General features: G+C 55.7%; 8 protein-coding genes. 7 read left to right on the top strand and 1 reads right to left on the bottom strand.

All coding sequences use genetic code 11. From position 1 onward, the window contains the following. From BQ8011_RS06705 to BQ8011_RS06690, 4 genes are all read left to right on the top strand, one after another. Positions 1-1,314 carry a DUF349 domain-containing protein gene (locus BQ8011_RS06705; RefSeq protein WP_072455851.1) on the top strand — a complete coding sequence of 438 codons (1,314 nt, stop codon included), beginning with the start codon at positions 1-3 and terminating at the stop codon, positions 1,312-1,314. 8 nt (positions 1,315-1,322) lie between these two features. Beyond that, entirely contained in the window at positions 1,323-2,054 is a 732-nt protein-coding gene (locus tag BQ8011_RS06700) for an MBL fold metallo-hydrolase (RefSeq protein WP_173656071.1), read from the top strand. Between the two features lie 45 nt (positions 2,055-2,099). Beyond that, positions 2,100-3,455, top strand: coding sequence for a histidine--tRNA ligase (gene hisS / locus BQ8011_RS06695; RefSeq protein ID WP_072455849.1), 1,356 nt, complete (start codon positions 2,100-2,102; stop codon positions 3,453-3,455). A 189-nt stretch (positions 3,456-3,644) separates the two neighbouring features. Then, complete coding sequence (locus tag BQ8011_RS06690; RefSeq protein ID WP_072455847.1) at positions 3,645-5,630, top strand: DEAD/DEAH box helicase; 1,986 nt, start codon at positions 3,645-3,647, stop codon at positions 5,628-5,630. A 14-nt stretch (positions 5,631-5,644) separates the two neighbouring features. On the opposite strand, the gene BQ8011_RS06685 is transcribed toward BQ8011_RS06690, so the two are convergent. Further along, positions 5,645-7,024 (bottom strand): MFS transporter, encoded by a 1,380-nt coding sequence (locus tag BQ8011_RS06685; protein ID WP_072455845.1) that lies wholly within the window; start codon positions 7,022-7,024, stop codon positions 5,645-5,647. Between the two features lie 157 nt (positions 7,025-7,181). On the opposite strand from BQ8011_RS06685, the gene aspS reads away from it, so the two are divergent. The 3 genes from aspS (at position 7,182) to BQ8011_RS06670 (ending at position 12,155) form a co-directional block, all read left to right on the top strand. Continuing rightward, positions 7,182-8,990, top strand: coding sequence for an aspartate--tRNA ligase (gene aspS, locus BQ8011_RS06680; RefSeq protein WP_173656061.1), 1,809 nt, complete (start codon positions 7,182-7,184; stop codon positions 8,988-8,990). A gap of 401 nt (positions 8,991-9,391) precedes the next feature. Then, entirely contained in the window at positions 9,392-11,524 is a 2,133-nt protein-coding gene (locus BQ8011_RS06675; RefSeq protein WP_231945290.1) for a glycoside hydrolase family 31 protein, read from the top strand. Positions 11,525-11,537: 13 nt separating this feature from the next. Further along, the gene (locus BQ8011_RS06670) at positions 11,538-12,155 is read left to right on the top strand and encodes an L-threonylcarbamoyladenylate synthase (RefSeq protein ID WP_072455841.1); all 618 of its coding nucleotides are present in this window, start codon (positions 11,538-11,540) and stop codon (positions 12,153-12,155) included. The last annotated feature ends 38 nt before the right edge of the window (positions 12,156-12,193 follow it).

Raw genomic sequence — 12,193 nt, 5'->3', positions numbered from 1 at the left:
GTGACCACTTCGCCTGAACCGCAGGCCGTTGAGCCTGAAGTTGCCGCTGCACGTACTGTCGAACAACCAGGAGTCCCGGAAATGTCGACCGATTTTGGTCGGATTGACTCGCAGGGAAATGTGTGGGTTAAGGACGGCGAAGAAGAGCGCATGATTGGCTCTTTCCCCGAAGGCCTGCCTACAGATCCCTTTGCTCTGTATACGCGTCGTTATGCGGATCTTGAAGCTACGATCAAGCTTTTTGAAGATCGACTGGCTTCACTTGGTCCCAAGGAAATCGACCAGACTTTGGCGACCCTCAAGGAGGCTGTTGCCCTCCCTAACGCAATCGGTGATTTGCCTGCATTGCGCGCGCGCGTAAATGCTGTTGAAGAGCGCGCCCAGGCGCGTAAGGAAGAGGCGAAGGAAGAACGTCGCCTTGCAAAGGAACAGGCACTTGCCGAACGTACCTCGCTGGTCGAGCGCGCTGAAGCGATTTTGGCCAAGGAATCTTCGAAGATTCACTGGAAACAATCAGGTCAGCTGCTTCGTGATCTCCTCGAAGAATGGAAGCAGATGCAGCGCAGGGGTCCGCGCCTCGATAAGAGCACTGAGGACGAACTATGGAAGCGTTTCTCGGCAACCCGTACGCAGTTCGACCGCCGACGTCGTCAGTACTTCTCTGAACTTGATGAGCGTCAAGGTCAAGCCAAGCGCGTGAAGGAAGAGATTATTGCTCGTGCCGAGGCGCTAAAGGATTCCACCAACTGGGGTGAAACTTCTGCTGCCTTCCGTGATCTGATGGAACAGTGGAAGCGCGCTCCGCGAGCATCCCGCCGCGAGGACGATGCACTGTGGGCGCGATTCCGCTCCGCACAGCAGGCCTTCTTTGATGCTCGTCACCGTAATGACCTTGCGGTTGATTCCGAGTACCAGGCGAACTTGAGTGCAAAGGAAGAGCTCCTCAAGGAAGCTGAGGCGCTGCTTCCCATCACGAACCACGAGGAAGCCAAGTCCACGCTTCGTTCGATTCAGGATCGTTGGGCAGAGATCGGTCGTGTTCCTTCTGAGTACTTCCGAAAGATCGAGTCTCGACTGCGCGCCGTTGAAGATGCTTTGCGCCAGGCGGAAGAAGCTGAGTGGCGTCGAACGAACCCCGAAACTCGTGCGCGTGCAACGGGAATGCTTGGACAGCTTGAAGAACAACTTGAGCAGTTGCGTGAAGAACTCGAGGCCGCAAAGGCTGAAGGCGACGATGCTCGCGTTCGTGAGTTGACGCAGGCCTTGGAAACCAAGAAGGCATGGTTCGATCAGATTTCCTCGACGCTCTCGTGAGCCAGGGAATTCGGATCCATGTGATCCCGACGCCCTTCTATGGTGCGAATTGCTATGTCATTTCGCCCAGAAGCGAAGGTAACGAACCGGTTCAATCTCTTGTTGTCGACCCTTCTTTTGGTGCTCGCGAAAATATTCGAGAGGCGCTGGAAGAAGATAACGCCTACGTGGGTGCAGTACTGGCGACACACGGTCATGCTGACCATGTCTGGGATTGCGCAGAGATCGCCTCGTGGGCACCAGATGGTCCCGCTCCGGTGTGGATCCCGGGTCCTGACGTGTACCGTTTGGATGATCCGGCCTCGCATGTGAGCCTTCCGCTTCCTGAGGAAGTGAATGCGCCGTGGGTGAAGCCCGCGCTCGTTAAGGAATGTCCAGTCGATACTTTCGAGTACGTTCGCGGTGTTTACTTGCGTATGCTTCCCGCCCCTGGGCACACCGAAGGTTCGGCGCTCTTCTTGAGCGCATCGGAACTCACTGTGTTCTGGAACAGCACTCGTGCGCTCGATACCGAGGTTGTTGTTCCTTGGGCGCTCAGTGGTGACGTTATTTTCGCGGGCTCTGTTGGCAGAACCGATATGCCCGGCGGTGATGAGACCCAGATGCGTCACTCCTTGCGTACGCTCGCCAATGTGATCGATCCGCAGACAATCCTCTTCCCAGGGCACTCGGTTGCAACGACCATGGGAGATGAGCTGGAGACGAATACCTACATTAGGCGCGCTCGAAGCATCGGTTAGTTACTTGCGCCGACATGTGAGCCGGCGCGTGAAAGAATAGGACTCATGGCACGTACTTCACTTTCAGGTTTCCCGGAGTGGCTCCCGCAGGGGCGGATCGTTGAACAAGCGATTTTGGACCATATTCGCTCGGTTTTTGAGCTTCACGGATTTGCGGGAATCGAAACTCGCGCCGTTGAGACTCTTGAGCAGCTTCAATCCAAGGGTGAAACCTCGAAAGAAATCTACGTCCTGGACCGTCTTCAAGCGCTGAAAGAAGAAGGCGGACGTTCCTCAAAGGAACGCCAGATGGGCCTTCACTTTGACCTGACTGTTCCTTTCGCGCGTTACGTGATCGAGAACGCCAACGAGCTCGATTTTCCGTTTAAGCGGTATCAGATCCAAAAGGTCTGGCGCGGTGAACGCCCACAGGACGGTCGCTTCCGAGAGTTCACTCAGGCAGATATTGATGTTGTCGGCCTGGGGGAGCTGCCCTTCCACTATGAGGTGGATCTGCCCTTAGTGATGGCTGAGGCTTTGATGTCTTTGCCGATCCCTCCCGTTCATGTCTTGGTCAATAACCGCAAGGTTGTCCAGGGGATTTGTGAGGGGCTTGGCGTCGATGATGTTGAGTCTGCACTACGCGGCCTCGATAAACTTGACAAAATTGGGCCTGAAGGCGTGGCTGAAGAGCTTGCCGAGGCCGGGCTTGAACAGCCGCAAATCGACGTGCTCTTGCGCATGGCAAAGATCCGTACCGAGGATTCAAAGCATCTTCGCTCGGAGGTAGACGCACTTGGTGTATTGAGTGAAACACTGACCCAGGGCTTGGATGAACTGTGCGCATTGGTTGAGCAAGCCGGGGAGGCTATGCCCGGTGTTGTTCTGGCTGACCTGAAGATCGCTCGTGGACTGGATTACTACACGGGTTCCGTTTACGAAAGTGAAATCGTTGGTCACGAGGACTTGGGGTCGATCTGTTCGGGCGGACGTTACGATTCTCTTGCCAAGGACGGAAAACGAAGCTATCCCGGTGTTGGCCTCTCTATTGGTGTTTCTCGCCTGGTGTCACGGATCCTTTCACAGGACATAGTGACAGCTTCTCGTAAGGTGCCTACCTGCGTTGTTATTGCAGTCGCAGATGAGGAACAGCGCCAACACTGCAACGCTCTTGCGACGATCTTGCGTAAGCGCGGGATTCCCACCGATGTTGCCCCCAGCGCGGCGAAGTTTGGCAAACAGATTAAGTTTGCTGACAAGCGCGGGATTCCCTTCGTATGGTTCCCAGGAAGCGAAGGCGAAGCGGATACCGTCAAAGACATTCGTTCAGGTGAACAGGTGCAAGCTGATATCTACAGTTGGCAGCCTCCGGTAGAGGATCTTCATCCCTCGGTCGTTCCTACGCACGACTCGAACGACTAAGCTTCAGGTGCCTTCGGTGTGCGATCTCACCGAAGGCACTACTGTTTCTAGAGCATTGACCTGATAGCCTTGCTAGGCAACGAGGCGCTACCCAATGGTGGTCGGGCATAGCCTCGGCGGTGAAAACGGTGTGGGGTCGCGCTTCATCCGTGAAGTCGACTCTGAGCGACGCTTACTTGAAGGAAACTTGTGTCCACTGCACCCGAAAACCCCACTGAAACGACCTTTGCTGATCTCGGTCTTCCCGATGATCTTCTCGCAGCCATTACCCAGATGGGGTACGAAGTTCCCACTCCGATCCAAGCCGAGGCAATTCCTGCACTTCTTGAGCTTCACGATGTCGTTGGAATCGCTCAGACCGGGACCGGAAAGACGGCCGCATTCGGCTTACCTCTACTTGCCCTGATCGATTCGGATGAACGCCATGTGCAAGCACTTGTTCTCGCTCCCACGCGTGAACTGGCGATGCAATCCGCACAGGCAATCTCGGACTTTGCTTCTCGAAGCCGCGATATTGATGTTGTCCCGGTCTACGGTGGTTCCGCCTACGGACCGCAGATCGGCGCGCTCAAGCGCGGAGCCCAGGTTGTTGTGGGCACACCGGGGCGCGTCATTGATCTGATCGAAAAGGGCGCCTTAGATCTGAGCCACGTCTCAATGCTGGTCCTTGATGAAGCTGATGAAATGCTTCGTATGGGATTTGCGGAAGACGTTGAAACCATTACGTCTTCGGTTCCTTCCGATCGCCTCACAGCGCTTTTTTCTGCGACTATGCCTGCCGCAATCGAAAAGATCGCCCAGACGCATCTGAAAAATCCCCTCAAGATCGCAGTATCTGAAGAGTCATCGACTGTTGATACTATCCACCAGACCTATGCGGTGGTTCCCTACAAGCACAAGATCGGTGCTTTGTCACGCGTCTTGGCGACGCGTGCGCAGCACCAGAGCACAGAAGAATCCGATGCTGCGATCGTTTTTGTTCGCACGCGCCTCGATGTCGAAGAAATTTCACTCGAATTGAATTCTCGAGGCTTTAAAGCGGCGGGTATTTCCGGCGATGTTGCGCAAACCGAGCGCGAGCGGATGGTCGAGCGCTTGAAGAACGGTTCTTTGGACGTTTTGGTTGCGACCGACGTTGCTGCACGTGGCCTCGATGTTGAACGAATTGGTTTGGTCGTGAACTTCGATGTGCCTCGCGAAGCCGAAGCTTACGTTCATCGCATTGGACGAACGGGACGCGCGGGACGCCAAGGTCGATCGCTCACCTTCTTTACGCCTCGGGAACATGGCCGACTTCGCAAGATCGAGAAGCTTACCGGTACCCCCATGGAAGAAGTCGAGATCCCTTCTCCCGCTGCGGTTTCCCAGTTCCGAGCCAGCCGGATTCTCGATTCGATTGGCGAGCGAATCGAAAAGGGCCGTCTGGATTTATACCGCACGCTTCTTGACGAAATTCACGATACAACCTCGCTTGAGATTGAAGATATCGCCGCCGCACTCTTGGCTAATGCTGTTGGTGATGAGGGGCCGAATGCACGAATTGCTGACGACCGGCGAGGAAACGGCAAAATTCGCCGCGAAGAAGAACTCGATGAGTCCGGTGAATTTGCCAGGGCGAGCTTTGAGGGCGGCCGTGATCGTGAGCGTCCGCTTAAGGGGCGTAAGACTTCGACAACGCCTCGTCACGCGGTGGGAACCGGCACTCGCTACCGCATTGAGGTTGGTAAGAAGGACCGCGTCAAGCCTGGTGCCATCGTTGGTGCAATCACCGGTGAAGGCGGCATCTCGGGCGCAGATATCGGCCACATTGATATCTACCCGACTTTCTCTTTGGTTGAGATCCATACAGATCTCACTGCAGATTCTATGACGCGTATTTCCAAGGCTCATGTTTCTGGACGTGCCTTGCGAATCCGTGTCGATGAGGGGCCCGACGGTAAAGCACACGCGCCTAAGAAGAGTCCAATTGCACGTAAGGAATCCCGTGAGGGGAGCCACCGCCTCGACCGGGGACGCGGGCGTCATCTTCCTCACTCCGAAGAGCGTCGTTTTGATGATCGCCGAGGCGAGCGTCGCTTTGGAGATCGCGAGCGTTCGACGCGCGGTGGTCGCTTTGCGCAGCCGCAGCGTAAGTCGGCCTCGAAGAAGGTAGCTAAGCGTCGCTTCGGTCGCTGAGTCGCACGAGCAACTTACACGGACGCGCGGGGGAGGAGATCTTCCTCGCGCGTTCGCACTGCTGCGAAGACTCCCACGACAGCGATCGAAAGTGCGATGAAGGTTGCGGGGAGATAAGCAATGGGGCCCGTGAATCCGAGAGCACTCCAGAGAGCCAGCGCAAGAGAGACGAAGGCAAGCTCGACGGCTGCGCCGGCTGAATCGGCAACCTGAAGCCACGAGGATGCTCGTCCATGCATTGAGGGATCGGTTGAACCCAAGGTGAAGTCAGAGATGGTTGAGTGCGTGAAACCAACTCCGATACCGGACAACAGCCAGGCAATGAAGACAGGCCATTTCGGGAGGGACGGGTTGAGGAGCATTGACAGCGGAGCAAGACCGATCACGATCATGCAGGAACCAATTTTGGGAAGTAGAAGGCGCACGCGTCGATTCTTGAACTGCGACTGAATGAAAGCGCCGCTCGCCCACGAAAGCGTTGCGATAGTGACGGCAAGTGAAGCTCTATTCGCACTCCACCCGTGGATGCGCTGGAGTAGAAGAGGCATGACGACTTCCGCACCAGTCACTGCTCCCATCATGAGCAGACGCGTCATGACAAGAGCGGGGATTCCGCGCTTGAGTTTAAAGGTTCCCTTCGGAAGCAAGTGAGGCAGGGTGAAGATTGAGAGCACGAAGCCGAGGGCTCCAACCGCTGACATTGCCCACACCGAGTGAAAAGTTCCCGAGATCTGCAAGAGGAAGACACCCAAACCTGAACCCAATGCCAAGCGAAGGAAACGCGCAGAGGGCAGATGCCCGTGAGGCGTACTGACCAGTCCCTTGAGAACAGAGTGTAAGGGGATAGCTCCAAAAATTGCGAGGAAGGGTGCGACGCCGAAAACAATTCGCCATCCCCAATAAGTTGCGACGAATCCGGCAAGAGCGGGCCCGACGAGGGCAGGGAACACCCACGAGAGTGAGAATGCTGCAAAATAACGCGGACGGTGCAGGGGAGTGGCTATCGCACCGACAAGGACGTAAAGGGGGACGATGATAAATCCTCCTCCGAGGCCCTGGACGAGACGGCCAAGAACGAAGACCGCGATATGCGGCGCGAAGGCGCTGATGAGTAATCCGACGCAGAAAAGTATGAGTCCCCATGCAAACACTCTTTTGACGCCGATTGCGTCGGAGAGTCCACCGGCAAGAACGTTGGCGATGAGGTTCGTAATGAGTGCGGTTCCCGAAGCAACTGAAAACCAAGAGTCTGCATGGAAAGACGCAACGACGTTCGGCATGATCGTCGTTGTTGCAAGCGATTCAAAAGCGGAAAGCGTAATCAAAATGACTGCGGAGAGCATGAGCCCTTTTTCGGCACTCGACCACGCCTGAGAATCGGAGCGTGAACCCATAGCAACACACGTTACACACTTTCGAGAGTCACTTCTACAATGCTTGCCTGATCAACTACGTGTGGACGCAGGTATTTTCCCGGCTCAACGGCGTGAAAGGAGTATGATGTCCGTGCCGCCGCTCGTCTCGCGGATGGTACCAACGAAAGGAAAAACAGTGCTTCGCACTCACAATATTGGAACGCTTGGCCTTGACCTTGTCGGCCAAACCGTCACCCTGACCGGATGGGTCGATCGACGTCGTGACCACGGCGGTGTTGCATTCATCGATCTCCGTGATGCTTCGGGAATTGCGCAGGTGGTCGTTCGCGATGAACGCGTTGCCCACGAATTGCGCAGCGAGTTCGTTTTGAAAGTGACCGGAGAGGTCTGCGCTCGCCCCGAAGGCAATGAAAACCCGAATCTTGCAACGGGTGCTATTGAAGTCATGGGCGACGATATTGAGATTCTCAATACCTCGGCACCTCTTCCTTTCCAGGTTTCTTCCAACGCTGAAGATTCAGGCAACGTTGGTGAAGAAACTCGTCTGAAGTACCGCTACCTTGACCTCCGCCGCGAACCGGAACAATACGCGCTACGTTTGCGCTCGAAGGTTTCACGTGCGGCCCGCGATACTCTCTACGCTCACGATTTCGTCGAAATCGAAACGCCGACGTTGACACGTTCCACCCCTGAAGGTGCACGTGACTTCATTGTTCCTGCACGTCTCGCGCCCGGTTCGTGGTACGCACTTCCCCAGTCTCCTCAGCTTTTCAAGCAAATGCTGATGGTCGCTGGAATGGAGCGCTACTTCCAGATCGCGCGTTGCTACCGCGATGAGGACTTCCGTGCTGATCGCCAGCCAGAGTTCACTCAGCTCGACATCGAAATGAGCTTCGTTGACCAGGACGATGTCATCGCAGTTGCCGAAGAAATCATGAAGAACGTCTGGGCCCTGATCGGCTATGACCTTCAGACTCCGATTCCTCGCATGACCTTCAAGGACGCGATGGAGAAATATGGTTCGGATAAGCCGGACCTGCGTTTCGGCCTGCAGCTGGTCGAACTGACCGACTACTTCAAAGACACGACTTTCCGTGTTTTCCAGGCCCCCTACGTCGGTGCGGTTGTTATGCCCGGTGGTGGCTCGCAGCCTCGCCGTACCTTCGACAAGTGGCAGGAATGGGCCAAGGCGCGCGGCGCAAAGGGCCTGGCCTATGTCACGATCGACGATGAAGGAAACCTGGGCGGTCCCGTTGCAAAGAACATTACCGACGCCGAACGCGCTGGCCTCGCCGAGGCAACTGGCGCCAAGCCCGGTGACTGCATCTTCTTTGCTGCCGGTAAGCCTACCGCCTCGCGCGAGCTGCTTGGCGCCGCTCGTTTGGAAATCGGTAAGCGGTGCAACCTCATTGATCCCGATGCGTGGGCCTTCACCTGGGTTGTTGACGCGCCTCTGTTCAAGCCGACCGGAGATGCCGAGGCCGAAGGCGATGTTGCGCTTGGACACAGTGCGTGGACGGCAGTCCACCACGCCTTCACTTCGCCAAAGCCCGAATGGCTCGACACCTTTGACCAGGATCCTGGAAACGCACTGGCTTACGCTTACGACATTGTCTGCAACGGCAACGAGATTGGTGGCGGCTCGATCCGTATTCACCGTCGCGATATCCAAAACCGCGTCTTTAAGGTCATGGGAATTGGAGAGGAAGAAGCACAAACACAGTTTGGGTTCCTCCTCGATGCCTTCAAGTTTGGTGCTCCGCCGCACGGCGGCATCGCCTTTGGGTGGGACCGCATCGTGTCCCTGCTGACTAAATCCGAATCGATTCGTGACGTGATTGCCTTCCCGAAGTCGGGAGGCGGCTACGATCCGCTGACCGATGCTCCTGCGCCCATTACTCCTGCACAGCGCAAGGAAGCTGGCGTTGATGCTAAGCCAAAGAAACGAGGCGAAGAAGATACTCAGGCGTCCAGCGAAAAGTAGGACGTCTCAGGGATTTTTCTCTGTATGATTTTGGGGTGGATGATGCGCATCATCCACCCCAAAACTTAGATGAATGCGAATAGGCACAAGGGCTTAGAAGGGATTAGGCTAGTCCTTCAGCAGGACCCGATGCCGATTCCCAGGAGTGATACGAGATGGCTATTCTTCCCCCGCATCTTTTGCCTTCCGCTGTAGTAGCACCACCTTCTCAACAGGTGGTGAGCGGGACGTGCTGGAGAATTCAGGTCCTCTCAGACACAGTGATTCGCCTTGAATGGGATCCGCAGGGAAACTTTGTCGATGGGCCGACACAAATGATGGCTCAGCGAGAGTGCGTTACTCCGAAAGTACTGCGAATCGACCGTGACCCCTGCGGCTCGATCAGTATTGAAACTGCGCATATGCACTTTCACTATGACGGCGAGGCCCCCAGCTCTAATGGACTCTGGGCACAGGTACGCGAAGAAGACAGCTGGGGGGGAACCTGGCGATGGGGGACAGACCGGGAGTTTCCCTGGCTTCAAGGCCGGAACTTGCGAGGGACTTGCCGCACTCTTGACACGGTTGACGGCAGATGCGAACTCGACCGCGGGGTGGTCGATGGCCGCGGAATCGTCTCACTTATGGATGACACCTGCCCGGTAGGTGAAGACGGTAACTTCTTGCCTTCGCGGCCCGAACATACAGATATTTATATCTTTGCCGCAGGCGAAGACTTCCCTGAGGCGGTTCGTTCCTTCTATCGCCTGAGCGGGCCTCAAGCGATTCTTCCCCGCTTTGCCTTGGGTAATTGGTGGAGTCGCTATCACCGATACACCGAGGAAGAATATCTGCGGGTCATGGACGATTTTGCTTCCCGCGCGGTCCCTGTATCTGTCGCGGTGATCGACATGGATTGGCATATCACTGAGCCTCCGGAAGGAGCAGGATCTGGGTGGACTGGATACACCTGGGATCCGCAGCTCTTCCCAAATCCCGAGCGTTTCCTCTCCTCTCTTCATGCGCGTGGCCTTCACACTTCGCTCAACCTGCATCCAGCGGATGGAATCCGCTATTTCGAAGAAGGATACAAGCGTCTTGCGACTCGCATGGGAATTGATCCCGAGTCTGGTCAGACGGTGCTTTTTGATCCTGCAGACCCAGAGTTTATGCTCGCCTATTTTGAAGAGATCTTGCATCCTCTTGAGGATCAGGGAGTTGATTTTTGGTGGGTCGATTGGCAGCAGGGAGAACACAGTTCAACGCCTGGCCTCGATCCGTTGTGGGTACTGAACCACTACCACTATCTCGATAGCGCGCACCGCCGTGGACGAGGACTCACCCTTTCGCGCTACTGCGGTCCGGGTTCTCAGCGCTACCCGCTGGGCTTCTCCGGCGATACCTACATTACGTGGGACTCCTTGAACTTCCAGCCGGAGTTTACTGCGACCGCTTCGAATATTGGATACGGCTGGTGGAGCCACGATATTGGCGGCCATATGCTTGGGCGTCGTGATCCCGAATTGGAGACGCGTTGGGTGGAGAGCGGCGTCTTTAGCCCGATCATGAGGCTTCACTCATCGAATAATCCCTTCACTCGCAAAGAACCCTGGGTCTTCGATGAGCCGCACTGCGATATCCAAGAGGAATACCTGCGCTTGCGACACCGCTTGGTCGGGTACTTGCATTCCGAGCAGCTTAACGGACGTGAAGAACTGCTCCCGCTGATCCGCCCGATGTATTGGGAACATGATGGCCATGAGCAGTCATGGGAAGTTCCCAATTGCTTCCGTTTCGGTAGCCAGATGATTGTCGCCCCGGCGACGTCCCCCTCTTACGAGGCCACCGGTAAGAGCGTAAGCAACGCTTGGTTACCAGAGGGAACCTGGGTTGATTTGATGGCGAATCTCGCCTATGCGGGAGATCGAAAGATCGCGTGTTGGTCCGATCTGGGGCGCACTCCGCTTTTTGCTCGGGCGGGAAGTGTTATTCCCCTGTGCGGTCGCGCAGCGAAGCCTGAATCGGACGGCGTTCTTGGAGCCTTGGGACGCCAAGCATATGTCGGCGTTGAGAATCCTGATGCTCTTGAGATCTTGGTTGTAACAGGTGCCGATGGCGATTATGAATTGCTCGAGGACCGTGACAGTGATGAGAGCCTCGTTCGAACAAAGATTCACTGGAATGATGATGAGGGAATCTTGCGAGTCGAGGCAGCTGTGGGAGATTTGGGTTCTCTTCCCCAACAGCGAGAACTGTCGCTTCGTCTTCTTGGCCCGAACGTCCGCGCCGAACTCATAGAGTTGGGGACTTTCCTTCCGACGCAGGGCGCTCAATTCCTGGTGACCCGTGAGGCTATGAGCGAAAAAGACAAGCGTACGCGCGAAATCCATCGGATTTTGACACACGCCCGCTGTGAGGTTGAACTTTTGACCCGCTTGGACTCATGCTGGAACCAAGGGCTTGGCAGTTTCCTTGCAGCTCTTAATCATGAGGATATTCCGCACGATCTGCGCGATGCTTTGACTCAGATTGCCATTGCGTCAGACCTCGAGTGAATGAAGGAACATCATGTCTTTTGTTGAAATTCATCCCGAGAATCCGCAGACTCGCCTTGTTGATCGCGTCGTCGATGTGCTCAACTCCGGTGGGCTAGTTGCTATACCGACAGATTCGGGTTACGCGCTCGCGTGTGTACTGGGAAATAAATCTGGAATTGATCGTATCCGCGTCATTCGTCGCCTTGACGAGAAGCACAATTACTCACTTCTTTGTGATACTTTTGCGCGCCTTGGTGACTTGGTCATTATGGACAACTCGCAGTTTCGTGCGATGAAGGCCTCGACTCCGGGGCCTTATACCTTCATTCTCCCTGGAACTAAGGAAGTTCCCCGAATGACGCTTAACAAGAAGAAGCACACTATCGGTGTGCGTATTCCAGACCACCGCGTTGTTCAAGCAATTCTGTCTGCCCTCGGTCAGCCCTTGGTTGCCTCATCGCTGATTCTTCCGGGGCACAGCGAGGTCATGAGCGATGGCTTTGATGTTGATGACAAGATTGGCTCTCAAGTTGACCTAGTCGTTGTGGCACCGGTCGGCGGTGACGAGGCGACATCGGTTATTGATTACACCGATGGCAGCGCGCGTATCGCTCGGCGCGGAGCCGGAGACTTGAGTTTGTGGGAGTAAAAGCACATCTCTTCTGAGCGCATTATTGCCGGAATCGA

The sequence above is a fragment of the Actinomyces marseillensis genome, from assembly GCF_900155605.1.
Lineage (GTDB): Bacteria > Actinomycetota > Actinomycetes > Actinomycetales > Actinomycetaceae > Pauljensenia > Pauljensenia marseillensis.
This window is presented reverse-complemented; position numbering and strand designations above follow the sequence as displayed.